Source organism: Pseudomonas syringae KCTC 12500, assembly GCF_000507185.2.
Classification (GTDB): domain Bacteria; phylum Pseudomonadota; class Gammaproteobacteria; order Pseudomonadales; family Pseudomonadaceae; genus Aquipseudomonas; species Aquipseudomonas syringae.
Window position 1 is genome coordinate 4,458,795 of the sequence record NZ_AYTM02000002.1, and the last position, 24,945, is coordinate 4,483,739.

The 24,945-nt window shown below is 59.7% G+C and carries 24 protein-coding genes and 1 pseudogene; 10 read left to right on the forward strand and 15 right to left on the reverse strand.

Annotation, left to right across the window (positions count from 1 at the left end):
* Window positions 1-75: 75 nt before the first annotated feature.
* On the forward strand, window positions 76-945 hold the full coding sequence (locus tag V476_RS20105; RefSeq protein ID WP_024662583.1) for a TauD/TfdA dioxygenase family protein: 870 nt from the start codon (window positions 76-78) through the stop codon (window positions 943-945).
* A 42-nt stretch (window positions 946-987) separates the two neighbouring features.
* Here the strand turns inward: V476_RS20105 and V476_RS20110 are convergent, their stop codons facing one another.
* Complete coding sequence (locus tag V476_RS20110) at window positions 988-1,503, reverse strand: GNAT family N-acetyltransferase (RefSeq protein ID WP_024959188.1); 516 nt, start codon at window positions 1,501-1,503, stop codon at window positions 988-990.
* 153 nt (window positions 1,504-1,656) lie between these two features.
* On the opposite strand from V476_RS20110, the gene V476_RS20115 reads away from it, so the two are divergent.
* From V476_RS20115 to V476_RS29435, 3 genes and pseudogenes are all read left to right on the forward strand, one after another.
* Complete coding sequence (locus tag V476_RS20115; RefSeq protein ID WP_024959189.1) at window positions 1,657-2,784, forward strand: saccharopine dehydrogenase family protein; 1,128 nt, start codon at window positions 1,657-1,659, stop codon at window positions 2,782-2,784.
* A gap of 397 nt (window positions 2,785-3,181) precedes the next feature.
* Window positions 3,182-4,075, forward strand: a pseudogene (locus V476_RS29430) (methyl-accepting chemotaxis protein); the annotation flags it as partial.
* A 201-nt stretch (window positions 4,076-4,276) separates the two neighbouring features.
* Window positions 4,277-4,981: a methyl-accepting chemotaxis protein gene (locus tag V476_RS29435; RefSeq protein WP_371834275.1), complete on the forward strand. Its 705-nt coding sequence runs from the start codon at window positions 4,277-4,279 to the stop codon at window positions 4,979-4,981.
* Window positions 4,982-5,014: 33 nt separating this feature from the next.
* Here V476_RS29435 and V476_RS20125 read toward each other — a convergent pair whose 3' ends face one another.
* A complete protein-coding gene (locus V476_RS20125) occupies window positions 5,015-5,947 on the reverse strand; it encodes a DMT family transporter (protein WP_024959190.1) in 933 nt (310 codons plus the stop codon).
* 74 nt (window positions 5,948-6,021) lie between these two features.
* On the opposite strand from V476_RS20125, the gene V476_RS20130 reads away from it, so the two are divergent.
* On the forward strand, window positions 6,022-6,876 hold the full coding sequence (locus tag V476_RS20130) for a LysR family transcriptional regulator (RefSeq protein ID WP_016567637.1): 855 nt from the start codon (window positions 6,022-6,024) through the stop codon (window positions 6,874-6,876).
* Between the two features lie 34 nt (window positions 6,877-6,910).
* Here V476_RS20130 and V476_RS27565 read toward each other — a convergent pair whose 3' ends face one another.
* The 3 genes from V476_RS27565 to V476_RS20140 all read right to left on the reverse strand — a co-directional run bounded on the left by V476_RS27565 (window position 6,911) and on the right by V476_RS20140 (window position 8,600).
* Window positions 6,911-7,195: a type II toxin-antitoxin system RelE/ParE family toxin gene (locus V476_RS27565; RefSeq protein ID WP_032619832.1), complete on the reverse strand. Its 285-nt coding sequence runs from the start codon at window positions 7,193-7,195 to the stop codon at window positions 6,911-6,913.
* Complete coding sequence (relB, locus tag V476_RS20135) at window positions 7,185-7,424, reverse strand: type II toxin-antitoxin system RelB family antitoxin (RefSeq protein WP_024959191.1); 240 nt, start codon at window positions 7,422-7,424, stop codon at window positions 7,185-7,187. The genes V476_RS27565 and relB overlap by 11 nt, the downstream gene beginning before the upstream one ends.
* Window positions 7,425-7,583: 159 nt before the next feature.
* Window positions 7,584-8,600 carry a 1-aminocyclopropane-1-carboxylate deaminase gene (locus V476_RS20140; protein ID WP_003423368.1) on the reverse strand — a complete coding sequence of 339 codons (1,017 nt, stop codon included), beginning with the start codon at window positions 8,598-8,600 and terminating at the stop codon, window positions 7,584-7,586.
* A 186-nt stretch (window positions 8,601-8,786) separates the two neighbouring features.
* Between V476_RS20140 and V476_RS20145 the strand changes: the two genes are divergently transcribed.
* A complete protein-coding gene (locus V476_RS20145) occupies window positions 8,787-9,293 on the forward strand; it encodes an Lrp/AsnC family transcriptional regulator (RefSeq protein ID WP_003315203.1) in 507 nt (168 codons plus the stop codon).
* A gap of 146 nt (window positions 9,294-9,439) precedes the next feature.
* Window positions 9,440-10,348 carry a DUF808 domain-containing protein gene (locus tag V476_RS20150; RefSeq protein ID WP_003423371.1) on the forward strand — a complete coding sequence of 303 codons (909 nt, stop codon included), beginning with the start codon at window positions 9,440-9,442 and terminating at the stop codon, window positions 10,346-10,348.
* A 174-nt stretch (window positions 10,349-10,522) separates the two neighbouring features.
* Here the strand turns inward: V476_RS20150 and V476_RS20155 are convergent, their stop codons facing one another.
* The 6 genes from V476_RS20155 to puuE form a co-directional block, all read right to left on the reverse strand.
* The gene (locus tag V476_RS20155; protein ID WP_003396313.1) at window positions 10,523-11,308 is read right to left on the reverse strand and encodes an outer membrane protein OmpK; all 786 of its coding nucleotides are present in this window, start codon (window positions 11,306-11,308) and stop codon (window positions 10,523-10,525) included.
* 365 nt (window positions 11,309-11,673) lie between these two features.
* Entirely contained in the window at window positions 11,674-12,957 is a 1,284-nt protein-coding gene (locus tag V476_RS20160; RefSeq protein ID WP_024959192.1) for a urate hydroxylase PuuD, read from the reverse strand.
* Between the two features lie 5 nt (window positions 12,958-12,962).
* A complete protein-coding gene (locus V476_RS20165; protein WP_003396316.1) occupies window positions 12,963-13,475 on the reverse strand; it encodes an ureidoglycolate lyase in 513 nt (170 codons plus the stop codon).
* A gap of 206 nt (window positions 13,476-13,681) precedes the next feature.
* Entirely contained in the window at window positions 13,682-14,677 is a 996-nt protein-coding gene (gene alc / locus V476_RS20170) for an allantoicase (RefSeq protein ID WP_003423375.1), read from the reverse strand.
* 41 nt (window positions 14,678-14,718) lie between these two features.
* Window positions 14,719-15,234: a 2-oxo-4-hydroxy-4-carboxy-5-ureidoimidazoline decarboxylase gene (gene uraD, locus V476_RS20175; RefSeq protein WP_003315199.1), complete on the reverse strand. Its 516-nt coding sequence runs from the start codon at window positions 15,232-15,234 to the stop codon at window positions 14,719-14,721.
* On the reverse strand, window positions 15,231-16,160 hold the full coding sequence (gene puuE, locus V476_RS20180) for an allantoinase PuuE (protein ID WP_003343034.1): 930 nt from the start codon (window positions 16,158-16,160) through the stop codon (window positions 15,231-15,233). The genes uraD and puuE overlap by 4 nt, the downstream gene beginning before the upstream one ends.
* A gap of 398 nt (window positions 16,161-16,558) precedes the next feature.
* On the opposite strand from puuE, the gene uraH reads away from it, so the two are divergent.
* Window positions 16,559-16,912 (forward strand): hydroxyisourate hydrolase, encoded by a 354-nt coding sequence (gene uraH / locus V476_RS20185; protein ID WP_003315197.1) that lies wholly within the window; start codon window positions 16,559-16,561, stop codon window positions 16,910-16,912.
* Between the two features lie 111 nt (window positions 16,913-17,023).
* Window positions 17,024-17,773 (forward strand): GntR family transcriptional regulator, encoded by a 750-nt coding sequence (locus V476_RS20190; RefSeq protein ID WP_024959193.1) that lies wholly within the window; start codon window positions 17,024-17,026, stop codon window positions 17,771-17,773.
* 102 nt (window positions 17,774-17,875) lie between these two features.
* Here V476_RS20190 and guaD read toward each other — a convergent pair whose 3' ends face one another.
* The 4 genes from guaD to xdhA are packed head-to-tail and all read right to left on the reverse strand — an operon-like array spanning window position 17,876 to window position 24,009.
* Window positions 17,876-19,189, reverse strand: coding sequence for a guanine deaminase (gene guaD / locus V476_RS20195; RefSeq protein ID WP_024959194.1), 1,314 nt, complete (start codon window positions 19,187-19,189; stop codon window positions 17,876-17,878).
* 17 nt (window positions 19,190-19,206) lie between these two features.
* Window positions 19,207-20,046 carry a xanthine dehydrogenase accessory protein XdhC gene (gene xdhC / locus V476_RS20200; protein ID WP_004410592.1) on the reverse strand — a complete coding sequence of 280 codons (840 nt, stop codon included), beginning with the start codon at window positions 20,044-20,046 and terminating at the stop codon, window positions 19,207-19,209.
* Window positions 20,043-22,562 carry a xanthine dehydrogenase molybdopterin binding subunit gene (gene xdhB / locus V476_RS20205; protein ID WP_024959195.1) on the reverse strand — a complete coding sequence of 840 codons (2,520 nt, stop codon included), beginning with the start codon at window positions 22,560-22,562 and terminating at the stop codon, window positions 20,043-20,045. The genes xdhC and xdhB overlap by 4 nt, the downstream gene beginning before the upstream one ends.
* Window positions 22,555-24,009 carry a xanthine dehydrogenase small subunit gene (gene xdhA, locus V476_RS20210; RefSeq protein ID WP_024959196.1) on the reverse strand — a complete coding sequence of 485 codons (1,455 nt, stop codon included), beginning with the start codon at window positions 24,007-24,009 and terminating at the stop codon, window positions 22,555-22,557. The genes xdhB and xdhA overlap by 8 nt, the downstream gene beginning before the upstream one ends.
* A gap of 276 nt (window positions 24,010-24,285) precedes the next feature.
* Between xdhA and V476_RS20215 the strand changes: the two genes are divergently transcribed.
* Complete coding sequence (locus V476_RS20215) at window positions 24,286-24,945, forward strand: GntR family transcriptional regulator (RefSeq protein ID WP_003343043.1); 660 nt, start codon at window positions 24,286-24,288, stop codon at window positions 24,943-24,945.

Here is a 24,945-nt window from a genome sequence, read left to right on the forward strand (position 1 = left end):
AGGCGGGGCTGAAGTACCCGCAGACGAACCACGGGCATGGTGACCGGCCATGCCAACAACTGAAGGTGAGGGATCATGGATCAAATGGCACTCAAGGCCATAGAAGGCATCGCAGGCGCCGTGCGTGCGCCGTATCAGAGCATCACGGTCAACCGCCTGACACCGATCATCGGTGCCGAGGTCGGCGGTGTCGATCTGTCGCAACCACTCAGCGCCGAGCAGTTGACGGAAATCCGCCGGGCCTTTCTGGAAAATCACGTGCTGGTGTTTCGCGATCAGCACCTGACGGTCGAACAGCACAAGGCATTCGGCCGACTGTTCGGTCCTTTGCGCGCCTTGCCGGTGGACAGCATTGATGGCGATGACCCGGAACTGGTCGTGGTGCGCGCCAACGCCCAATCGCGTTTCGCTGCGGGCGAGCTATGGCACACCGACGGCACCGCTGATCTGGAGCCGTCGATGGGCTCGATGCTGTACGTCAAGGAGACACCCGCCATCGGCACCGGCGGCGACACGCTGTTTGCCAACATGCACTTGGCCATTGAAATGCTCTCGCCAGCGATGCAGCAGTTTCTCGGTGGGCTGACGGCCATTCACGATGGCGAGATTCCGTGGAAAGGCTATCAGCCACCTGCCGGCCTGCCGAAAAGCGAGCATCCGCTGGTGGTTCGCCACCCCGAAACCGGACGTCGCAGCCTGTTTGTCAATTCCGGGTTCACCTCGCATATCGTGCAACTCTCACCCGGCGAGAGCCACGCGGTGCTGACCATGCTGTTCGATCTGATCGCCCGCGAACCTTCTCTCAGTTGCCGCGTGCGCTGGGAGCCGAACACGCTGGTGTTCTGGGATAACCGTTGCACCCAGCACCACGCGGTGTGGGATTACTTCCCGCACTCGCGCTATGGCGAGCGGGTGACGATTCTCGGAGGGCGGCCCCAGGCCTGAAGGCGCTTGCGATTGACTGGCGAACGCAGGTCTGTCGCTTCATCAGCGCAGTGGCAGGTGGTATATCAGATCGTCGAACCACTGATCGTCGATCTGATAGGCCTGCGGGACGCGGCGCTCGAAGCTGAAGCCGCATTTCTCCATCACCTTGCAGGAGGCGATGTTGCCGTCGGTCACGGTCGATTCCAGTGAATCCAGGCCGATGGCGGCGGCGTAGTCGATGATTGCGCGACATGATTCGGTGCCGAAGCCCTTGCCTTGATGTTCCGGCAGCAACAGATAGCCCACTTCGGCGTGCCCCGGCGACAGGATACGAAAGCCGCTGACCCCCAGTTCGGCATGGCTCTGGGCGTCCATGACCACCAGGCACAGCCAGTGATCGGACGCCGGCGTCCACTCTGGCAGGCGATGATCGAAGCCTTTGCGGATCTGCGGCTCTTCGATTTTTCCGAACACGTACTGCATGGTCTCGGGCTCGGAGTGCAGCCTGAAAAACAACGGCCAGTCACTGGCGAGCAGGGTCCGCAGATAAAGTCGTTCAGTGTGTAGTTTCAGCATCCGTTGCTCCCTGGGCAATCAAAAAGGCACCGGGTTTTGTACCCGGCCTGCGGCCAATGATCAATAATGCACGCGTATTTCATCGCCGTTGCTCACGGTAATCGTGATGCAACCAGGCAGGATCACATCCTTCGGCAAGTCAGGGACGAGTCAATGGCATTTCGCGTATTGGTCATCGGTGGCTACGGCAACTTCGGCAGCCTTATCTGTAATCATCTGGTGATGATGCCGGACATCGAACTGGTCATTTCCGGTCGTGACCCGCGCAAGCTTGCGGAAAAGGTCGCTGCACTGCAAACGCTGGGGGGCAGGTTCTGCGAGAGCTGGTGCGTGGACATCATGCAGGATGGCGCGGGCAGTGAGCTGGGTGAATTGGCCATCGATCTGCTTATCCACACCGCGGGGCCTTTTCAGGGCAAGTCGTATGCCGTGGCCCGGCATTGCATTGAGGCGGGTGTGAACTATTGCGACCTGGCGGATTGCCGGGCGTTTGTCGCCGGCATCGCCACCCTCGATGCCCGAGCGCGCGAGGCAGGTGTCAGCGTGCTGAGCGGGTGCAGCTCGGTGCCGACGCTTTCGGCGGCGATCATCGATCAGCATCGCCAGCGTTTTCTGCGCATCGATTCGATAGAGCATGGCATCTCCTCGGCAGCGAAAATGCCCGGTCTGTCGACCGTGCGCGGCGTGCTGGCCAATGCCGGGCGGCCGATCAGGCAACTGCGCAACGGCAAGGTACACGACGTTTACGGCTGGATGGGCCTGGCCCTGCGTCGGATGCCCGGCATGGGCACGCGGCTGGTGGCCAATGTCGACGTCCCGGACCTGGATGTATTTGCTGCACGCTACGCCGCGCAGAATCTGAGCTTCAAGGCCGGTTCTGCGCTCAAGGCCGGCGGCATCGCGACCTGGCTGCTGGCGCTGGGGATTCGCTGCGGGCTGCTGCGCGATCCTGCGCCGTGGGCCGGGCGCCTGTACCGTTGGGGCGCGCGCTTTGAACAGTGGGGTGATCGAAAGAGCGCGATGTACATCGATGTCGATGGCGTCGACCTCGACGGCCAGCCGTTGCACATGCGTGCGCAACTGACTGCACTGAACGACAAGGGGCCGGAGATTCCCGGCAGTGCCGCCGTCGCGCTGAGCAGCAAAATGGCCGGTGGCTATCGTCCACAGCCGGGCGCTCGGGCCTGCGTCGGAGAAATCACCGTGGACGAGTACCTGGCGGCGATTGATGAGCCGGAAAACATCCGGCTGGATGTTCATTTCAATAACCACAACGCCTGACGCAGCAGCAGATGTCCGATGGCTCTGTACAGGCGGCTTATGTGGCTTTTTGATTGCACTTTTTTGCTGTGTTCTACAGCACCAATCATCGGAAAATTCTGCTCGGGCAACTTAAATAAATCTTAATCATCGATCCCTGACCCCGTAACTCATGGGGTGCGAGGTCCTCTCTCTCGACCGGTCCCTTATTCCAGACACATTAACTATCAAGTTAAATCTTTCAGCGCCGACTCACGGGTATTCCGCAAAAATTAAAGGCACACACGTAATGAGCGCAAAATGGTTGGACAATTTGAACGTCAGCAAGAAGCTCGGGCTGGGCTTTGCCGCTATTTTGCTCGGAGTACTGACCGTCACCGTCATCGGCTACTCCAGTACCAACCTGCTGATCGAGCGCATGGGCAAGAGCAGCAAGGTCGCCGAGATCAAGGCTGACGTCCTGAGTGCCCGGATCGCCGCGCAAGCCTATGCAACCGGTCCTACTGCTGCAGGTGTACAGAACTACGCTGGCGCTTTGGATACCTTGAGCCGCAGTGTCGATAAGGGCTTGCAGGTGTTCGTGGTATCGAGCAACCTGGCCAAGCTGCGCGATATCAAGGAGCAGGTGGGCGGTCTCAAGCAGACCTTCGATCAATTGGTCGGTATTAATCAGAAAGTCGATGAGGCGTTGAAACCGATCATCAAGGTTTCCGATGACGTCAGCGCGACCTTCGAGAATCTGCTGAACAAGACCATTGACGACACCTTGCGCGCGCCGAATGAAACCGGCATCAGGCAGGTCAAGATCGCTGGCGACTTGCGTAACGGCATGACCAATTTCCGTCTGGTGTTTCGCCGCTACCTGAGTGTTCCGAATGCCGACAACCGTCAGGCCACCTATAAGTCCGCCGATGCCCTGATCGCGCAAGTGGATGCCGCTCGCAGTCAATTGCCTGTCGAGGCAAATGCCGCAGTGGATGCTGCGCTGGTCGCGTTGAAACAGTACAAAGTGTTGATGACGTCGATCTCGGACATGCTTCAGCAGACCGAGCAGATCCGCAACGACCTGCAACAGCAATCCATAGCGACCGCAGCCCGCGCCGATGACTTGGCGGCACAGCAGGTCATCAGTGCCAAAAAAGAACAGGAAACCGCTGTGGTGCAATTGCTCAGCGTGGCGCTGGTCGTGCTGCTGGTCGGCATCTTTGCTGCGTTCCTGATCACGCGCCAGATTACCGTGCCGTTGAGCAGCACCGTGATTGCGGCGCGCCGGATCGCCGACGGCGATCTGACCCATGACACCAGCACCACCCGCCAGGACGAACTGGGCCTGTTGCAGAACACCATGCAGCACATGACTGTTTCGCTGCGCGGCTTGATCGGTGGGATCGGCAACGGTGTCACGCAGATCGCCACGGCGGCCGAACAGTTGTCTGCCGTCAGCGAGCAGACCAGCGCGGGCGTGACCCTGCAGAAAAACGAAGTCGACCAGGTCGCCACCGCCATGAACGAGATGGCCTCTACCGTACAGGAAGTGGCGCGCAACACCGAAGACGCTTCGCAAGCCGCCAAACAGGCCAGTGAACGCGCCGCTCATGGCAGCAGTGTGGTGCAGCATGCCACGCGCGAAATCGGTCAGTTGGCCGGTGAAGTGCAGCAACTGGGCCAAGCCATGCAGCGCCTGACCGAAGACAGCGGCAAGATCGGCAGCGTGATTGACGTGATCAAGGCAGTCGCCGAGCAGACCAACTTGCTGGCGCTCAACGCAGCCATCGAGGCTGCACGGGCAGGCGAGCAGGGTCGTGGTTTTGCCGTGGTGGCTGACGAAGTCCGCTCGCTGGCTCAGCGTACGCAGAATTCCACAACCGAAATCGAAGCGCTGATCCAGGCGTTGCAAAAAGGTACAGGCGCCGCCTCGGGCCTGATGGACGCCAGCCTGCAACGCACTGAAGGCACCGTGGTGCTGGCTCGTCAGGCCGAACAGGCGCTGGTGGAAATCAACCAGTCCATTGGCACCATCGAACAGATGAGTCAGCAGATTTCCGCCGCGGCCGAGCAACAGAGCGCTGTGACCGAAGAAATCAACCGCAGTGTACTCAGCGTGCGCGACATCGCCGATCAGTCGGCTTCAGCCACCGAGCAAAGCGCAGCATCGACCGTCGAGCTGGCCCGTCTGGGCAGCGATTTGCAGAGCATGGTCGCGCGTTTCAAGATTTAACCTGCGCAAAGCCAAGTCGGCCTCCTGAGCCCATCAGGAGGCCGACTGCCGTTGTTCCGCCCGCACCACCATCCACACGCCGATACCTGACACCGCCATGCCTGAGGCCATCTGCCAGGACAGAGGTTCGTCGAACATCGTCCAGGCCCAGAGCATCGTCACCGGTGGGCTGAGGTAGAGCACGCTGGCGACGCGGGTGGCTGTCGCGCGGCGCAGACACACCCAATACAGTCCGTAACCGCCCAGGGTTGCCAGCCCCACCGTCCATAGCACGCTCAGCGCAAAGCCGGTACTGGCTACAGGCGCCAGGCTGCCCTGTGTGCCCTGAATGATCGCGAAGGCGACGCTGGAGACAGCGCATTGCAGCCACAGATTGGGGAGCAGTGCCATAGGCTCTGCGGTGCCGGACTGTTTCTGCCACAGCGTCGCGATGGCCAGTGACAACATGCCCAGCAGCGGCAGGCCGTAGGCCCACAACGGTGCGTCACCCACCGCAAGCGCGCTGTAGGTCACCAGCACTACGCCGATCAGCCCGACAAAAAGTCCCGCCCAGATTTGCCAGGCCAGCCTTTGTCCGAGCACTACTGCCGCCAGGAGTGCCATGCCCATCGGCAACAAATCGGCAAACAGCGCAGCGAGGCCGGCTGGCACTCCCAGCGCAATACCCTGCGTGACACCGGCGACGTAGCCGGTCATGGCCAGCAAACCGATACCCGCGTTTTTCAGCAGCGTCGCAGCCGGGATCGACCTCAGTTGCCTGGCAACAAAAGGCAGCAGGATCAGGGTAACCACCACACAGCGCCAGAACACCACCAGCAGCGGCGGCGCATGTTCCAGCGAAAAGCGTGCGCCGATGAAGCCTGAACTCCAGGTCAGAATAAGCGCGGCTTCAAGCAGAGGAAGGGGAATGGCCTGGTGCCTGGCAGGCCGCGAGACGTTAGGAGCAATCGACAGGTATGGGTTCATGGACACAGGTTACGAAACCGGCGTAGTCTAATAAATCAAAATTAAATGCATGAGTTGTTCAGGAATACTGAATCATGACGGCCATTCTCGACATCGAACTGGTGCGCACCTTCCATGCGGTGGCGCGGATAGGAAAGTTTTCAGCCGCCGCCGAGCAACTTCATAAAAGCCCGGCAGCGGTCAGTGTGCATATCCAGCGCCTCGAGGCCGTGGCGGGCGGGCGCTTGCTCAATCGGGACAACCAGGCAGTGTCGCTGACGGCGCTGGGCAAGCGCCTGCTGTTGTCGACGACAGAGCTGCTGTCCACGCATGACCGGGTGCTGGCGGATCTGCAAGGCACTCATCTGGCCGGACGCATCACGCTGGGTGTTCCGGATGAATACGCCGTGCATGTCATTCGCGACATCCTGCCGGTGTTCGCGGCCGCGTGGCCTAATGTCGTGCTGGAATTGAAATCCGCACCCAGCTACGCCCTGCGCGAGCAGGTTGCGCGTGGCAAGTTGCAGACAGCGGTGATCGCGCAACCCAAAGGGCAGCTGAGTGCTGATACGCAGTTTCTGGTATCGACCAAACCGGTCTGGGTCGGGCCGGCCAGCGTTGCACTGGCATCCGCTGACCCGGTGCCGCTGGCGATTCACGCAGCCCAATGTCCCTATCGTGAAGCCATGCTGGCGTCACTCAAAGACAACGGCCGCAAAGTCCGCGTAGTTCTCGAAAGCCCGTCCAATCAGGCGATCAAAGCCTGTGTGGAAGCGGGCCTTGCGATCAGCCTCATCGATCGGAGCGGGGTCACGGACGCCATGCAGATTCTCGATGACCTGCCTGAAATAGCCGAGCACGAAATCGTCTTCCTGCGCTCGCCGTCGTCACAGAACGACGAGGCGGTGAGCCTGCTGGCGCAGGCCCTGCAGAAGTATTTTCGGGTTTGATAGCGAAGCTGTGTGCAGTAAACGTCTTTGCGGTTCACCACACGGGTGGCGATTGTCTTCTGGTGTGGAAAATCCGTAGAACCTGTAGTCGGCCGCTACGGATGCGATATGGAATCAGGTAAGGCAGGTCTGGCAGAGGCCATTCTCTGGTTCCGGCAATCCGTCCTTCCCGGCCCATGGCGGGAAAGCTCGCGAGCTGCGTTACGCTTGATTGAATGGCTTTCACGAAAGCAGCGGCAGCAGCTGGATTGTCCAGTGCGATATACGCTGCCTCCTTATCCAGATTCTTTAGTGCTGTTTTGAGCCACTCAACCTGCATTGCCTGACCATTTGTCCATGACAGCTTTTACGTCTTCTTGGCTTGCGAGCTCGCCGGCGTCGGCTTCTTCGATGGCACGCTGAATTTCGGCAATCTGCCAAGCCTCGCGTGTCAGGTATTCGCGGAGCGCGTCGAGGGCCAAAAATGACTTGCTGCGCCCGGTCGCCTTTGCAAGGTGTGCAAGGGTATCTGCCATTTCGTCCGGCAGACGTAGAGACATTGTGGACATATGCACCTCACACGTAGTTATTTGTATTACATTGGGGTGCAGTGTAATACATGTGAATACGCCTGTAGATGCCGTTTCCATTTCTGGTTTGTCGGGTTTTCGATCGGGTGCAAAATGGCCCGCGAATTCGCGGGCCATTCAAGCAGCTTTCGGGGTGGCTCAACCGTCCTTGAACAGAAAACTGTAGGCATTCAGCGCCGGCACGCCGCCGAGGTGGGCGTAGAGCACTTTCGAACCTTCGGGGAATTCGCCGTTGCGCACCATGTCGATCATGCCGTGCATGGATTTGCCCTCGTAGACCGGGTCGGTCAGCACGCCTTCCAGGCGGGCGCAGAGGCGGATGGCTTCGAGGGTGCCATCGTTCGGCAGGCCGTATTCCGGGTAGGCGTAGCGGGTGTCGAGCACAACGTCTTCGGCGCTGATTTCGCGGCCCAGCTCAACCAGTTTTGCGGTGTTTTGAGCGATACGCAGGACCTGCGCGCGGGTCTTTTCCGGCTTGGCCGACGCGTCGATACCGATCACACGCTGTGCCCGGCCATCGGCTGCGAAGCCCACCAGCATGCCTGCGTGAGTGCTGCCGGTTACCGAGCAGACCACGATGTAGTCGAACTTGAAGCCCAGCTCTTCTTCCTGCTGGCGCACTTCATCGGCAAAACGCACGAACCCCAGGCCGCCATAAGGGTGTTCCGAGCAGCCCGCTGGAATCGGGAACGGTTTGCCGCCGCCTTCCTCGACGTCGGCCATGGCCTTTTCCCAGCTCGGGCGAATGCCGATATCGAAGCCTGCCGAATCCAGACGCACATCAGCGCCCATGATGCGCGACATCTCGATATTGCCGACCCGGTCGTACAACGCGTCCGAATAGTTGACCCAATTCTCCTGAACCAGCACGCACTTCATGCCCAGATGCGCCGCTACGGCTGCCACCTGACGGGTCTGGTTGGACTGGATGCCACCGATCGATACCAGTGTGTCGTAGCCACCGTCGATAGCTTCCGGCACCAGGTATTCCAGTTTGCGGGTCTTGTTGCCGCCGAAGGCCAGACCGCTGTTGCAATCCTCGCGCTTGGCATACAACTCGACCTTGCCGCCCAGATGCTCACTCAGGCGTTTCAGTGGGGTAATGGGCGAGGGGCCGAAGGTCAGAGGGTAGCGCTTGAACTTGCTCAGGTTCATATCGGGTCTCCGTTGATAAGTTGTTCCGGACATTGAAGGTGGGTCTCGATATCTTTATCGAGCCGCCCGGCATGGCTCCCATCATAGGAAAACCGCGAATAATCGTGGTTGCAAAGAATTGTCTATCTACAAAATAAGCGTTAGCCTGAATGCAACTAAACAGACTTTTATTATGTGAATTTCATTATGAAAGCAATAAATGAACGCACTAAAAAGTCCGGTGCTGACGTAACGCCGCTGCTGGACAGGATTGACCGCGCCATCCTCAAGACCTTGCAACGTGACGCGTCCATTTCCAATGTGGCACTTGCCGAGAAGGTCAAACTGAGTCCGCCTGCGTGCCTGCGTCGCGTCGAGCGGCTGAAAGAAGCGGGCGTGATCAAGGGCGTGGTGGCGTTGCTCAATGGCGATGTTCTGGACGCCGGCATGGTGGTGCTGATCGGTGTCGTGCTGGACCGCTCGACACCGGATTCATTCGCCCAATTCGAAGCCGCTGCACAGAAGGTTTCCGGCTGTATGGAGTTTCATGTCGTCACTGGCGAGTTCGACTACTTCATGTTGTTGCGCACCAGGGACAGTCAGAGCTTCAACCGTTTGCACGCCGAACAGTTACTGTACTTGCCCGGTGTCAGACAGATTCGTTCGTTCATGGGACTGCGTCAGGTCGTTTCCACCACACAGTTACCCCTCTGACGGGGTTTGGCGTGGCCTGTTTGCTGCATGCAGCGTCAAACGTTCACGTCTGACCAAGGTCAGAGTTGCTGACTGCCATACGATTGACTCTGGCGCATGATTCAATCAGTGCCGTTTTCTTTTTTACTTGCTCAAGGATTTTCATTTTGGCTGCTGGAAGCTTGCTTACCCTGCTTGACGATATTGCGATGCTGCTCGATGACGTGGCGCTGGCCACGAAGAAAACGGCGGGTGTGCTGGGTGATGATCTGGCGCTCAATGCCCAGCAGGTCACCGGTGTTTCAGCGGATCGCGAATTGCCGGTTGTCTGGGCCGTGGCCAAGGGGTCGCTGCTCAACAAGGCCATTCTGGTTCCGACAGCGTTGCTGATCAGTGCCTTCGCACCCTGGGCGATTCTGCCGTTGCTGATGATCGGCGGTGCGTTTCTGTGCTTCGAGGGCTTCGAGAAAATCGCCCATAAATGGCTGCATCCCGAAACCGGCGAAGAGCATGAGCAGCGCAAGCAGGCGTCGGCGGATGCGTCCGTGGACATGGTGGCGTTCGAAAAGGAACGCGTCAAAGGCGCGATCCGCACGGACTTCATTCTTTCGGCGGAAATCATCGTGCTCGCACTGGGTGTGGTCTCGGCCAGACCCTTCATGGATCAGGTCGGCGTACTGGTCATCGTCGCAGTGCTGATCACCGTGGGGGTCTACGGGCTGGTCGCCGGTATCGTCAAACTCGATGACCTGGGCTTGTATCTGAAGAAAAGCGCAGCTTCGGCTGCACAAAAGATCGGTGCAGGCCTGCTGTGGCTGGCACCGGTGTTGATGAAAGTGCTGTCGATCGTCGGTACTGCCGCCATGTTCATGGTCGGCGGCGGGATTCTGGTCCACGGTCTGCCGTTCGCTCATCATTGGGTCGAGGGTGTGACCGAAGCGGCAGCGGGTGCGGTAGGCGGTCTGTCGATGGTCGTTCCGACGCTGATCGATGCTGTTGCCGGGGTCATTGCCGGTGCCGTGCTGGTGCTGGTCGTGACGTTGATTGGCAAGGTCTGGAAAGCTGCGAAGGAGTGATTGAGGCGGTCATCCACACTTCTGATCTAAGGCCGTGGAAGCGAGCCGGGCTACGCTTCGCTTGCTCGCGAAGGGGTTGGTACAGCCAACCGAAGGGTGGCTGAAACACCGCCTTCGCGAGCAAGCGCTCCCACAGAATTCCGCAGTGAGCGTCATCACCGTCAAACAACGTGCTTAGAAGAACACCTTGACCAGCAAGCTCGCGGTGTTCTGATCGGTGTCGAAGGAACGGGTGTCCTTGATGCCGTATTTGTTGGTCCAGTAGTCGTATTCGATACCCACGTACAGCTGCCGCTCCGGGTAATTCAGTGCCTTGCCCAGGTCGTACTTGATCTGCGGGTTGAAGTGCAGGTTGGAGTGGTAAGTGCCACGCGAGGTCTTGTCGTTGTCGACTACCCAGTCCATGAAACCGTCGATCAGCACATCCGATTTGCCCACCGGAATGGTGTAGGACCACACCGGAGTGATCTGCCACACGCCGTCGCCCGGGCGATTTCCTTCGGTCTGGCGCTGGTAGAAGTTAAGCTGGAAGTAGTCGAAACCCGGGATCTTCAAGTCGAACGCCGGACCGATCAGGTACGACTCGTTATCGCCCTCACCAAACTCGTAAGTTGCGGCAATCAGCACATCGCTGATCGGCCCGAACTCGAACTTCTGGCCGAAGATCTTGCCCAGCGAAAGCCGTGGCGAGAACTCGCCGTAATAGGTGTTATCGCCAGCGGTTGCGTCTTTCTTGCCGTTGTAGAAGATCTTGTCGACGAAGAAGAAGTTGTCGCCGTACTTCCAGCTGTCCGCGTGCTCAAAGGTGAAGGTCTGCTGATTTTCCGGGTTGACAGCAAAGTCTCGTCCATTGAGATAGGTCAGGCTATTACTCTGCCACTGGAAGATATCCCCTGCCATGGCGGGTGCAGCAGCCAGCAGACTGCTGGCCAGTAATGCACTGGAAATCGTACGGTTCATGCGGTGAGCCCCTTGATGTCGATCGTGATTTTTTCGGACTGGCGTTCTATGCGTGACGCCTTGTCGGTGGTTGCAATAATTTGTCTGTCTGGTCAGCTTTGTGTTGTTAGCAAGAGCTGCGCCAATCAGTGAAAAAAAGTTTAAGTAACCCTTCAAACCGATATCGAAGTGTCGATTTCAGGTTATTTTTTTCAATGGGCTGCGTTCTGAGTGCCGTTCAGCCAGTGGGCCGCCCGGTCAGGTTCAGCTATCGGGAAAAAGAGGGGCGGGTTGGCAGCGGCGGCGGAGGATACTGACTCGCGTCGCCGTGCTCAAGTGCTCCAGAGCAGGGCGTCCGGAGCGAAAACAGGGCAATGCCCGTTGCTTCAGTTGATGTGCGCGCCCTGATCGATCCAAGCGCCTACCAGATCACGTTCCTGCTGGGTCATCTGGGTGATATTGCCCAGCGGCATGATCGGCGCGGTGATTGCCTGCGCCTTGATGCGCGGCGCCTGTTGCTGGATCTGTTCAGGCGTATCGAACATCACGCCGGCCGGAGCGACGCTGAATAGCTGGCTGGTAGGCGTGGCCGAGTGACAGACCGAGCAACGTTGCCGGATGACGTCGTGCACCTTGTTGAAGTCTGCACCTGCCACCTTGGCAGGCTCGGGCTGGGCAGGTGCAGCCTGGGCAGGTGCAGCAGCGGGCTGCTCATCAGCCCGATGCCCGCCGACCGCTGTACCGGGCAGTGGCTGATAGACGATTTTTGCCGGCGCTAGCGCAGGGCCGGTGACATACGCCAGGCACAGCATGCCCAGCGCCGCGACTGGCAGGGTCCAGGCGAATCGATGGCTGTCGTGGCGTGTATTGAAGTAATGGCGCACCAGCACGGCCAGCAGCGCGATGCCTGCGAGAATCAGCCAGTTGTACTCACTGCCGTAGGTGCTTGGGAAGTGATTGCTGATCATGATGAACAGCACGGGCAGGGTGAAGTAGTTGTTGTGTCGTGAACGCAACAGGCCTTTTGCCGGCAGGCTTGGGTCCGGCGTACGGTTCTCGGCAATGGCGGCCACTAGCGCGCGCTGGGCCGGCATAATGATGCGGAACACGTTGCCGACCATGATGGTGCCCATGATCGCGCCCACATGCAGATAGGCACCGCGACCGCTGAACACTTTGCTGAAACCATATGCCGCCGCCACCAGCAGCACGAACAGGACCACGCCCAACAGGGCAGGGCGCTTGCCCAGTGGCGAGTCACACAGAAAGCTGTAAATGAACCAGCCGACGAACAACGAACCCAGGCCGATGTGCACGCCCTCGGCGCCACTCAGGCTGCTGCCCGGTGCCAGCAGGTACAGCGTCGGGTTGGCGTAGAACACCACGCACAACAGCGCGACACCGGACAGCCAGGTCGAATAGGCTTCCCATTTGAACCAGTGCAGATTCTCCGGCATCGTCGGTGGTGCGAGCTTGTACTTCTCCAGGTGGTAGATGCCGCCGCCGTGGATCGCCCACAGGTCACCCGACAGGCCTTCACGCGGGTTGCTGCGGTTGAGGTTGTTCTCCAGCCAGACGAAGTAGAACGATGCGCCGATCCAGGCGACGCCGACAATCATGTGAATCCAGCGCACGCCCAGATTCAGCCATTCCATCATATGTGCCAGCACGGTGTTTACCCTTCCAGTGGGTGGGGATCGAGAACCAGCAACTGGCTCTCGGCAAAGTAATGCTCGTCGCAGTTGTTGCCTTCGCCACTGCGATCAACCACCAGGAAGTCATCCCGCTTTTCGATCGTCAGCACCGGATGGTGCCAGACGCCGCGATGGTAATTGACACCTTGCCTGCCGTTCGACACGAAGGCGCGGGTCGCCTCTGATTCAGGCTCATCGCCAACCGGCGCGACCACGATCAGAAAGGGGTTGCCGAGCAGCGGCACGAACGCCTGGCTGCCCAGCGGATGACGCTCCAGCATGCCGATGGTCAACGGCATCGGCAGCGCTTCAGCGCGGAAAATGCTGATGATCGCCTTGTCCTCCGGCTGCGCGGTCTGCACGTCAGCCAGACGATGAAAGCGCATGGTCGAGCCGTTGTTGATCATGAAGTGATCGCTGCCGTCGGTTTCGATCACATCACCGAATGGCGCAAAGGCTTCCTTGGTCAGTGGCTCGATTATCAGTTTGCGCATGCGGGTTCTTCTTCAATGGTTTTGAGGGTGCGCTCATCGTTATACACACATCCGCTTTGGATTCTGGCCGGAGGCCGTAGGAGCGGACCGGGCGACGCTTCGCTCCTACGCCCTTCGGGCAGAAGCCTGGCAGCCTTTTATTCAGGGCGCTCCAGGACTTATGTATATGATGAACGCCGAACGTAGGAAAGAGAGTTTATGCGTTGTTACCTGGCCACCTTGCCCAGCACTCGCAGGCGGCTGACGCCACCGTCCGGGAATACGTTCAGGCGGATGTGGGTGATCGGGCCGATCGCCTTGATCTGCTCGGCGAACTCGTGTTCGGCGTGCATGGTCAGCTTCTGGCTGGGCAGCAACTCGCGCCAGAACAGGCTCTGGGTTTCGATCTGGCTGTCGGTGCCACCCTTGACCAGGGCGCCCTGAATCGAGCAGCTGTCCGGGTAGTTGCCTTTGAAGTGCAGGGTATCGACGATGACTTTCTCGACTTCGCCCTGGTGCCCGAGCGCCACGATCACCCAGTCGTTGCCGGGTGTGCGGCGGCGCGCGGTTTCCCAGCCGTCGCCCATGTTCACACCGCGACCAGGGTTGAGGATGTTGCTCATGCTGCCGTAGTGTTCATCGGAGCAGGCAATCGATCGGCCGCCATTGAGCGCCGCAACCAGATCGATCTGCTCGTCCTCGCTGACTTTCGACCAGTCGCGATGCGGCACACCGTACACGCGCAGACGCGCGACTCCGCCATCCGGATAGATGTTGAAGCGCAGGTGGCTGAACGCCTGATCGTTGCTGATCTCGTGGTAATGATGGCTGTTGCCTTGCAGCTCCACAGACGGCAGCACTTCGGTCCAGGCGGTGTTTTCATCGGGCTCGCCCGACGCCAGGAAGCACGCTTCCAGCGATGCGGAAGGCGGGAAGTTGCCGGTGAAAAACGAGGTGTCGATGTCCACACCCTTGATGGTTCCCGCCACACCGAGGCGAATCACCGCGCTGTCGTACCCTTCGAAACGCTTGCGGCGCGACTCCCAGCCGTCCATCCACTTGCCGTTGTCGTCGAATACGCCTTCTTTCCAGACGGCCGGTGTCGGCTGGAACAGCCGGTTGGCGTCGGCGAACCAGTCATCGGTGACCGAAAGGATTTTGGTGCCCAGACGCGCGTCGGCCAGGTTCACGAACTTCTCGAACGGTGCGGCGTAAACTTTCATGCTCTTTGTCTGCCTTCTGAATACGGTTATGACTGCGACGCTCAAAGCGCCTGTAGACGAAACAGTGCGATCTTGTTGATCTCGGCCAGGGCGCAAGCGAACTCGACCTCGGGCGAGTGGTGGATGCGTTGCTCGAACGCCGCCAGAATCTTATGTCTGTCGCTGCCCTTGACCGCCATGATGAACGGAAAGCCGAAGCGGGCCTTGTAAGCCTCGTTCAACTCGGTAAAGCGCTGAAACTCTTCAGGCGTGCAATGGTGAATACCGGCGCCGGCCTGTTCATCGGTACTGGCCTGAGTCAGCTCGCCCTGAACGGCAGCCTTGCCTGCCAGGTCCGGGTGGGCATTGATCAGTGCCAGTTGTTGCTCGTGTGTGGCACCCAGCAGGATCTCGCTCATGCGAGCGTGCAGGGTCTCGACCTGATCGAGTTGCGCGCCTGTGCTTTGGTCGAACGCTTGCTGCGCGACCCACGGTGAGTGTTCGTAGATATCGGCGAAGGCCGCGATGAACGCATCCCGGCCCAGGCTTGAAGGTGTCAGTGTCTTGAACGTGCTCATTGCTCGGCCTTGCCGGTAAACGGATGTTCAGTGTGCCAGTGCCGGGCGATATCGACACGACGGGTAAACCACACTTGCTCATGGCCTTTGGCGTACTCGATGAAACGCTTGAGTGCGGCGAGGCGGGCGGGGCGGCCGATCAGGCGGCAATGCAGGCCGATGGAAAGCATCTTCGGCGCGTCTTCGCCTTCGGCATACAGCACGTCGAACGCATCCTTGAGGTATTGGAAGAACTGCTCGCCATTGTTGAAACCCTGCACCTGGGTGAAACGCATGTCGTTGGTATCCAGGGTGTACGGAATCACCAGATGAGGCTTGCCGGTCGGGTTGTTCGGCTCCCAGTACGGCAGGTCATCGTCGTAGGTGTCGCAATCATAGAGAAAACCGCCTTCCTCCATGACCAGACGCCGGGTGTTGGGGCCGGTGCGCCCGGTGTACCAGCCCAGCGGCCGTTCGCCGCTGATCTCGGTGAGGATCTGGATCGCCTGGCGCATGTGCTCACGCTCCTGGGCTTCGTCCATGTTCTGGTAGTCGATCCAGCGATAGCCGTGGCTGCAGATCTCATGACCTTCGGCGACCATGGCGCGGATCACCTCTGGATGACGCTGCGCGGCCATGGCCACGGCAAAAATGGTCAGGGGGATATCGAACTGCCTGAACAGCTTGAGAATGCGCCACACACCGGCGCGGCTGCCGTATTCGTACAGCGACTCCATGCTCATGTTGCGCTGGCCCTGGAGTGGCTGCGCGGCAACCATCTCGGACAGGAAGGCTTCTGATTCCTTGTCGCCATGCAGAATATTGCGCTCGCCACCTTCCTCGTAATTCAGCACGAAAGACAAGGCAATGCGCGCATTACCCGGCCAGCGTGGGTGAGGCGGGTTGTTGCCGTAACCGATCAGGTCGCGTGGGTAGTCAGCGCTCACTGCAAGCTTCCTTCTTGTCCATGGGGTGCGTTGGATGCGTTAAGTCAGGTGCAATGCCAATAGCGGTCAAGGCACTGTCGGATCAAGATTGTATACAATTTTATTTTCAGCTTGTAACCCTGTACGTTTCTGCACCGAAGCGTCTCGGCAAGAGTAAAACAAGCAAGAAACCTGCCTGACTGGTCAGCTAATCGTAAAAAACCTGATATTTTTCCTCTGCTTCCTTCTTGTATGGCCAATCCCGCGCCCAGCCAGCGTCCTGGCTAAGGGCTGTGGAACGATGAAGAATTTATTGTGTACAGGTTTTCCCGAAAGTGTCTTAATCGGTCGCAATCGCACGATGTAGAGCACTTCATTGGTGCACTGCTTCACCATGGCCGGCTGTGAGGAGTGAAGTTTTGGGAAAATTGACCACACATGTACTGGACGCCGCCCATGGCTGCCCCGGCAGCGCCATCCGCATCGAGTTGTACCGGGTCGAAGACCAGCGACTGCTGCATATTGTCAGTACGCTTACCAACAGCGATGGGCGCTGCGATGCGCCGCTGTTGCAGGGTGAGGCTTATCAATCCGGCGTCTATCAATTGCACTTCAAGGCTGGCGATTATTACCGCACGCGGGGCGTGGTTCTGAATGAGCCTGCCTTTCTCGATGAGGTGGTGCTGCGCTTCGGCATTGATGCAGGTCAGGAACACTTTCATGTCCCGCTGCTAATCTCGCCGTACAGCTACTCGACGTACCGGGGCAGCTGAATACCTCTTGCCCGCCCCACACTGCGGGCTTTTTTTTGCGCGTGTCTGCGCGTTTGCCCTGTGTACAATGCGCCAGTCCCGACGCCGTAATTCACCTGCGCACGAGTGCCCATGAACGACCAGTCTCTGCCTCTCAAGAAACAGCCGCGCAGGCTTGGCCTAAGCCGTAACGTCACGCAAGACGATATCGTTTACGAACATGTCTTCGATGCCATCCTGGAACAGCGGCTGGCGCCGGGTACCAAACTGAGTGAAGAGGCGCTGGGCGAGATTTTCGGTGTCAGCCGCACGATCATTCGTCGCGCTCTGTCGCGGCTGGGGCATGAGGGCGTCGTGCTGTTGCGCCCCAATCGTGGCGCGGTGGTCGCCAGCCCCAGCGTTGAAGAGGCGCGTCAGGTGTTTTTCGCGCGGCGCATGGTCGAGAAGGCAATCACGCAACTGGCGGTCGAGCACGCCACTGCCGAGCAGTTGGCCGAGCTGCGTCAGATGGTCAGCGACGAGCGCGACAGCTTTGCTCGCGGTGATCGGGGCGCCGGTATTCGTCTGTCCGGCGAGTTTCACCTTCAGTTGGCCGTGGCCGCTAGAAACGCGCCGCTGATCAGCTTCCAGCGCAGTCTGGTGTCGCAGACCTCACTGATCATTGCCCAGTACGAAACCGGCAATCGCACGCATTGTTCCTACGATGAACACAACCAGTTGATCGACGCCATCGAAGCCCGCAATGCAGCGCTGGCCGTCGAATTGATGATGCATCACATGGACCACATCGACAGCAAGCTCAACCTTGACGAAGACAGCGCCTCTGACGACCTGCATGCAGTGTTCTCGCATGTCATGGGCCGGAAAAAGACGGAGCGTTGAGGCCGCGCGGATAATTCAACTTTCGTGCGACGTTCCGTGTCGTCATGCCGTTGCGGACGCTCCGCATCCTCTTGACGACGCTGGAACGTGAGGAGCGAGGTGCTAGCCTCTGTCATGCACCAATCGGCCACCCGACCAGGTCTGCTTCACCGTCCGGTCATCACCGATGGTCATCAGCACGAACAGAATCTCTTCGATAGTCTTCGCCTGCTTCAAGCGATACGACAGCAGTGGGGTGGCGTTGTAGTCGAGCACCAGGAAGTCAGCCTCGTTGCCGGGCTTCAGGCTGCCGACCTTGTCTTCCAGACGCAGCGCCCGCGCGCCGCCCAGTGTCGCCAGGTACAGTGACTTGAACGGATTGAGCCGCGCGCCCTGCATCTGCATGACTTTGTAGGCCTCGTTGAGGGTCTGCAGAATCGAAAAGCTGGTGCCGCCGCCCACGTCGGTTCCCAGGCCGACATTCACCTTGTGCTTCTCGGTCATTGGCAGGTTGAACAGGCCGCTGCCCAGAAACAGGTTGGAGGTCGGGCAGAAGGCAATCGCCGAACCGGTCTGCGCCAGTCGGGCGCATTGTTCGTCGCACAGGTGCACGCCGTGGGCGAACACCGAGCGCTCGCCGAGCAGGTTGAAGTGATCGTAGACGTCCAGATAATGCTTGCGCTCCGGGAACAGCGCCTTGACCCACTCGATCTCCTGAAGGTTCTCGCTGATGTGGGTCTGCAGGTACAGGCCGGGGTATTCGGTGAGCAACTGGCCGGCGAGGCTCAATTGTTCCGGGCTGCTGGTCGGCGCGAAGCGCGGCGTCACTGCGTAGCTCAAACGCCCTTTGCCATGCCAGCGCTCGATCAGTGCCTTGCTGTCGGCGTACCCGGATTCCGGCGTATCGACCAGGTAATCCGGTGCATTGCGGTCCATCATCACCTTGCCGGCGATCATGCGCAGATCAAGTGCCTGGGCCGCACTGAAAAATGCCTCGACCGATTCCTTGTGCACACTGCCGAACACCAGCGCCGTGGTCGTACCGTTGCGCAGCAATTCCTTGATGAAGATGTCGGCCACCTGCGCCGAGTGCGCGGGGTCGGCGAACTGGCTTTCGCAGGGAAAGGTGTAGGTGTTGAGCCAATCCAGCAATTGCTCGCCGTAGGAGCCGATCATGCCGGTTTGCGGCAAGTGAATATGGGTGTCGATGAACCCCGGTGTGATCAGGGCGTCCGGGTATTCGATCAGCTCGACATCGTCGTCGAGGCGCTCCAGCAGATCGGCAGCGTGACCCACCGAAACGATCTTGCCGTCCTCGACCAGCAACAGGCCGTCGGCAAAGTATTCATAGGATGCATCCAGCGCCACTTCGGCCGGGTCGGCGAGGCTGTGAACGATGGCGGCGCGGTAAGCTTTACGGCGGGAAACTGAACTCATGGCACTCTCGTTGGGACTCATTGCGACTGACTGCGGCGCGATGCAGGCAGCAGTCTGGCGATAGGTTCGGCGTTGGCGGTGTGTTGGCCAAAGCTGACATTGTAAGTGGCGATTATTTCCGCGGCGATCGACACCGCGATCTCGATGGGTAGCTTGCCTTTGACCTCGGCCAGGCCCATCGGGCAACGCATGCGTTGCAGCAGACTGGCGTCGAAACCGCGCTCCCGCAAGCGATGTTCGAACTTGACCCGTTTGGTTTTCGAGCCGATCAGCCCGAAGTAACCAAAGTCGCCACGCCTGAGGATGGCGGCCGTCAGTTCCAGATCCAGCTGATGGTTGTGGGTCATCACGATGCAATAGGTGCCGACCGGCAGTTGCGCGACCTCGTCGACCGGCTCGTCGTTGATGATCTTCGTCACGCCCTCGGGCATCGGCTCGGGGAATTCCTGCTCACGGCTGTCGATCCAGCGTACCCGGCAGGGCAGGCTGGCCAGCAGCGGCACCAGGGCGCGGCCGACGTGACCTGCACCGAACACGGCGATCTGCGCGACGGGCTCGCCCATCGGTTCGAACAACAGCACGTTCACGCCGCCGCAGCACTGGCCCAGGCTTGCACCCAGGTTGAAGCGTTCCAGGCGCGTCTGCCGGGTGCCGCTGGCAAGCATCTCGCGGGCGATTTCCATGGCCTTGTATTCCAGGTGGCCGCCACCGATGGTGTCGTGGATGTGCTCGGCGCAGACCACCATTTTCGATCCGGCATTACGTGGCGTGGAGCCCAGCTCCTCGATGATCGTCACCAGAATGCCGGGTTCTCCACGGGCCTGCAGCTCGGCCAGGGCGCTGATCCAGTTGTTCATTTCTGCTCCAGGACAGAGTGATCCAGGCCAGGCGCCTTCGCGAGCAAGCTCGCTCCCACGGGAGCATCCTGAATAGGTGAAGGCGAGCCTGGCGCCTCTTCATTTGCTCGCGAAGCGGCAGAAACAGTCGGCTCGGCCCTTTCGCTGGGTGCACGACGCGCAGCGCTGTGCTGGCGCATCTGTTCGCAGCCCCACAACACTTTTTCCGGCGTCGCCGGGGCGTCGATGTCTGGTTGATGACGATAGTCACCCAAGCTCGCCACGGCGTCCTTGATGGCGCACCAGGCGGCGATGCCGAGCATGAACGGCGGCTCGCCGACGGCCTTGGAATGAAACACCGTGTCTTCCGGGTTCTTGCGGTTCTCTACCAGCTTGATGCGCAGATCGAGCGGCATGTCTGCCACTGCCGGGATCTTGTAGGACGCCGGGCCGCTGGTCATCAGCTTGCCCTTGTCGTTCCACACCAGTTCCTCGGTGGTCAGCCAGCCGGCGCCCTGAATATAGCCGCCTTCGACCTGACCGATATCGATGGCCGGGTTCAGCGACGCGCCGACATCGTGAAGGATGTCGGTGCGTAACATCTTGTATTCGCCGGTCAGCGTATCGACGATGACCTCCACGCAGGCTGCGCCAAAGGCGTAGTAATAGAACGGCCGGCCACGCGCCTGGCTGCGGTCGTAAAAAATCTTCGGCGTCTTGTAATAGCCGGTGCTCGACAGCGACACCTGGCCCATCCATGCCAATTGCGCCAGTTCGGCGAACGGCAGGTACAGCTCGCCGATCCGCACATGGCCGTTGCGGAATTCGACCTCTGCTTCGCTCACCTGGTAGTGCATGGCAGCAAACTCCACCAGCCTTTGCTTGAGGATTTCAGCAGCATTCTGTGCGGCTTTGCCGTTCAGGTCCGTACCGCTCGAAGCGGCAGTGGGCGAGGTGTTCGGCACCTTGTCGGTGTTGGTCGCAGTGATCTGGATGCGCTCGATGTCCACCTGGAACACCTCGGCCACGACCTGCGCGACCTTGGTGTTCAAGCCCTGGCCCATTTCAGTGCCGCCATGGTTCAGGTGGATGCTGCCGTCGGTGTAGATATGAACCAGCGCACCGGCCTGATTGAGAAAGCTGGCGGTGAACGAGATGCCGAACTTGACCGGTGTCAGCGCCAGGCCTTTTTTCAGCACCGGGCTGCCGGCATTGAACGCACGAATCGCTTCGCGTCGCTCGGCGTACTGGCTGCTTTGCTCGAGGTCGGTGGTCATCTCTTCCAGCAGGTTGTGTTCGACCGTCTGGTAATAGTGGGTGACGTTGCGCTCGGTCTTGCCGTAATAGTTGGCCTTGCGCACGTGCAGCGGGTCCTTGCCGAGGAAGCGTGCAATGCAGTCCATGACCTCTTCGATGGCGACCATGCCCTGCGGGCCGCCAAAGCCCCGGTAGGCGGTGTTGGACGCGGTGTGCGTCTTGCAGCGGTGACCGTTGACGGTGGCTTCGCCCAGGTAATACGCGTTGTCGGCATGAAACATGGCGCGGTCGACGATGGACGCCGAGAGGTCCGGCGAATAGCCACAGTTGCCGGCCAGATCCAGCTGTATGCCCTGCAAACGACCGTCATCGTCGAAGCCCACGTCGTACTCGATGTAGAACGGGTGGCGCTTGCCGGTCATCTGCATGTCTTCGAAGCGTTGCAGGCGCATCTTGGTGGGCTGGCCGGTCAAGCGGGCAATCACGGCGCACAGGCAGGCCGGACTGGCCGCCTGGGTTTCCTTGCCGCCAAAACCACCGCCCATGCGGCGCATGTCGACCACGATGCGGTTCATCGGCACGCCCAGCACCTCGGCCACCAGCTTCTGGATTTCCGTGGGGTTCTGGGTCGAGCAATAGACGATCATGCCGCCGTCTTCGGTCGGCATCACCGAGGAGATCTGGGTTTCCAGGTAAAAATGTTCCTGGCCGCCAATGTGCAGGTTGCCCTGCAGGCGGTGGGTTGCGCGCGCCAGGGCAGCGGCAGAGTCGCCACGCTTGTGGGTATGGCTGTCGAGCACGAAATGCTTCTGGCGCAGGGCCTGGACCACATCCAGCACCGGTTGCAGGTCTTCGTATTCGATGATTGCCGCCATAGCTGCCTGGCGTGCAATGTCCAGGTCGCTAGCCGCCACCGCGAGCACCGGTTGCCCGACGAACTCCACCTTGTCGATGGCCAGCAGCGGGTCGCCGGGCAGCAACGGCCCAATGTCCTTGAGCCCCGGAATATCCTGATGGGTAATCGCGATGCGTACACCTTCGAAGGCGTAGCAGGGCGAGGTATCGATGCTGATGATGCGCGCATGGGCTCGGTCGGAAAGGCGTGCGTAGACGTGCAACTGGTTGGGAAATTCCAGGCGATCATCGATGTACACCGCTTCGCCTGACACGTGCTTGTCGGCACTGTCGTGCTTGACGCTGCGGCCCACGCCGGTGTTCAGACCCTGCTGAAATACCGCAAGCATCTCGGCCTGGGTGGTGTTTGGGGAATGCTCAGACATAGTCAGTCACCCGCGTTGGAACCGCTGGGGTCTGTAATTCGATGAAGTACTTGCGCAGCAGGTTTTGCGCGCTCAACAGGCGGTATTCCTTGCTCGCCCGGAAATCCGACAGCGGAGTGAAGTCCTCGCTCAGTGCAGCGCAGGCGCGCTCGACGGTTGCATGGTTCCATGGCTGCCCGATCAGCGCCTGTTCGCAGGCCGCTGCACGTTTCGGAATCGCCGCCATACCGCCGAACGCTACGCGAGCCTCGTGGATCACGCCATCTTCAAGGGTCAGGCGAAAAGCAGCGCAGACCGCCGAGATGTCATCATCCAGACGTTTGGAGACTTTATAGGCGCGGAAAATCTGTCGCGCAGAGGCGGTGGGCACGATGATCTTTTCGATGAACTCGCTTTCCTGACGGGCCGTGACCTTATAGTCGATGAAATAGTCTTCCAGCGCCAAAGTGCGCTGACTGTTGCCTTTGCGCAGCACGATCTGCGCGCCAAGGGCGATCAGCAGCGGCGGGGAGTCGCCGATGGGGGAGGCGTTGCCGATGTTGCCACCCAGCGTGCCCTGATTGCGGATCTGCAACGAAGCAAAGCGCTGCAGTAACTCGCCAAAGTCCGGGTATTCGGCCTTTAGCGCTGCATAACAGTCGGTCAGCGGGGTTGCCGCACCGATCTCCAGGCGATCGTCGAAACGCTTCACGCCCTTCATCTCGTCGATGTGTCCGACGTAAATCATCACTGGCAACTGTTTGTGAAACTGCGTGACTTCCAGGGCCAGATCGGTGCCGCCGGCCAGCAGACGCGCCTGTGGATGGCTGTCGTAGAGGTCCGCCAGATCCGCCACGGTCAGCGGAATGAAGCAGCGTTTTTCGCCGTCATTCAGTTCATCGGTGCCGGCCGGGGCGATGGCGCGCAGGCGTTCGACGGTTTGCGCCTGGCGCTGATCGAACTGGTCCGGCAGGCGCTGCGCGCAAGACTGCTCGGCGGCGGCCAGAATAGGGCGATAGCCGGTGCAGCGACACAGGTTGCCGGCCAGGGCTTCGTGGGCCTGATGGGCATCGGCTTCGCTGCTGTTCTTTTGCAGGGCAAACAGCGACATCACGAAACCCGGGGTACAAAAGCCGCATTGCGAGCCATGACACTCGACCATCGCCTTCTGCACGCTGTGCAACTGGCCCTGATGTTTGAGGTCCTCGACGCTGATCAATTGTTTGCCGTGCAGCGACGCCATGAACGTCAGGCATGAATTGAGGCTGCGATAACGCAGCGTTTGCTCGCCGTCGGCGTCACTGTGCAACTCGCCTACCACGACGGTGCAGGCACCGCAGTCACCACTGGCACAACCTTCCTTGGTACCGGGCTTGTGTGCCTGCTCACGCAGGTAGGTCAGCACGGTCATGTTCGGATTCAGGCTGCGCTCGGTTTTTAGCTCTTGGTTCAAAAGGAACTTAATCACGGCGCAAAGCCCTCACGTTTATTGTCATCAGACATGTCGATGAATCTATCAGCTATGTTTATTGGGTCAATTTGTTTCTGACTTCAGAGTCAGGAAATTGAGTTTTTCGGCCATCTGCCGATCAAACAACCTCTGGTTCTTGAATTGCCTGCCGGCTGTATTCAAGGTTTTGCGTATTTCGTGCCAGTTTCCGCGTTTATGGCCCTGCGCCACCGGTGCCGGTTGCGATACACTCCGCGGCTTGCATGCGGAACTGGTTTTTTCTGAAGGATAGTCATGACGTTCAAGGCCCCGGACAGCCTCGCTGAGCAAATTGCTCATCATCTTGCCGAGCGGATCATTCGCGGTGAGCTCAAGCCTGGAGAGCGTATCCAGGAACAGAAAGTCACGCAGGCGTTGAACGTCAGCCGTGGCTCCGTGCGCGAAGCATTACTGATTCTGGAGCGCCGCCACCTGGTGGTGATCCTGCCGCGTCGTGGCGCACAGGTCACGGTGCTCAACGCACACAATGTCACCAGCCTGTGCTGCATGATGAGAGAGCTGTACATTCTGCTGGCCAACGCGGTGGTCGAGCGCTGGACGACCGAGGAGGATCTTGCACCGTTCATGCAGATACAACAGCGTCTGCAGGCCAGTTTCGAGCAGCAGGACGTCAATGCATTCGTCGAAGAGAGCTTCAATGTGATGCGCGCAGCCTATCCGTTCGCCAACAACCCGTACCTTGAGGAAACCGTCGAGAATCTGCAGCCTTCCATGAGCCGCAGCTATTTCATCGCGCTCGAGCAACGCAAGGCCGATATGGGCGACTACCTGGCGTTGTTCGACGAACTGCTTGGCGCAGTGGTGGCACGGGATATCCCGAAGATTCGTGTTGTGCTGGTCAGCTACTGTCAGCGCAGCTGCCAGTTGGTGCTGGCCGCCCTGGCAGCGGGCTGA

Bases quoted from the DNA above. Each gene is read 5' to 3' on its own strand.
- V476_RS20105 (WP_024662583.1), top strand. From the start codon at position 76: ATGGATCAAATGGCACTCAAGGCCATAGAAGGCATCGCAGGCGCCGTG.
- V476_RS20110 (WP_024959188.1), bottom strand. From the start codon at position 1,503: ATGCTGAAACTACACACTGAACGACTTTATCTGCGGACCCTGCTCGCC.
- V476_RS20115 (WP_024959189.1), top strand. From the start codon at position 1,657: ATGGCATTTCGCGTATTGGTCATCGGTGGCTACGGCAACTTCGGCAGC.
- V476_RS29435 (WP_371834275.1), top strand. From the start codon at position 4,277: ATGGCCTCTACCGTACAGGAAGTGGCGCGCAACACCGAAGACGCTTCG.
- V476_RS20125 (WP_024959190.1), bottom strand. From the start codon at position 5,947: ATGAACCCATACCTGTCGATTGCTCCTAACGTCTCGCGGCCTGCCAGG.
- V476_RS20130 (WP_016567637.1), top strand. From the start codon at position 6,022: ATGACGGCCATTCTCGACATCGAACTGGTGCGCACCTTCCATGCGGTG.
- V476_RS27565 (WP_032619832.1), bottom strand. From the start codon at position 7,195: ATGCAGGTTGAGTGGCTCAAAACAGCACTAAAGAATCTGGATAAGGAG.
- relB (WP_024959191.1), bottom strand. From the start codon at position 7,424: ATGTCCACAATGTCTCTACGTCTGCCGGACGAAATGGCAGATACCCTT.
- V476_RS20140 (WP_003423368.1), bottom strand. From the start codon at position 8,600: ATGAACCTGAGCAAGTTCAAGCGCTACCCTCTGACCTTCGGCCCCTCG.
- V476_RS20145 (WP_003315203.1), top strand. From the start codon at position 8,787: ATGAAAGCAATAAATGAACGCACTAAAAAGTCCGGTGCTGACGTAACG.
- V476_RS20155 (WP_003396313.1), bottom strand. From the start codon at position 11,308: ATGAACCGTACGATTTCCAGTGCATTACTGGCCAGCAGTCTGCTGGCT.
- V476_RS20165 (WP_003396316.1), bottom strand. From the start codon at position 13,475: ATGCGCAAACTGATAATCGAGCCACTGACCAAGGAAGCCTTTGCGCCA.
- alc (WP_003423375.1), bottom strand. From the start codon at position 14,677: ATGAAAGTTTACGCCGCACCGTTCGAGAAGTTCGTGAACCTGGCCGAC.
- uraD (WP_003315199.1), bottom strand. From the start codon at position 15,234: ATGAGCACGTTCAAGACACTGACACCTTCAAGCCTGGGCCGGGATGCG.
- V476_RS20190 (WP_024959193.1), top strand. From the start codon at position 17,024: ATGAACGACCAGTCTCTGCCTCTCAAGAAACAGCCGCGCAGGCTTGGC.
- guaD (WP_024959194.1), bottom strand. From the start codon at position 19,189: ATGAGTTCAGTTTCCCGCCGTAAAGCTTACCGCGCCGCCATCGTTCAC.
- xdhC (WP_004410592.1), bottom strand. From the start codon at position 20,046: ATGAACAACTGGATCAGCGCCCTGGCCGAGCTGCAGGCCCGTGGAGAA.
- xdhB (WP_024959195.1), bottom strand. From the start codon at position 22,562: ATGTCTGAGCATTCCCCAAACACCACCCAGGCCGAGATGCTTGCGGTA.
- V476_RS20215 (WP_003343043.1), top strand. From the start codon at position 24,286: ATGACGTTCAAGGCCCCGGACAGCCTCGCTGAGCAAATTGCTCATCAT.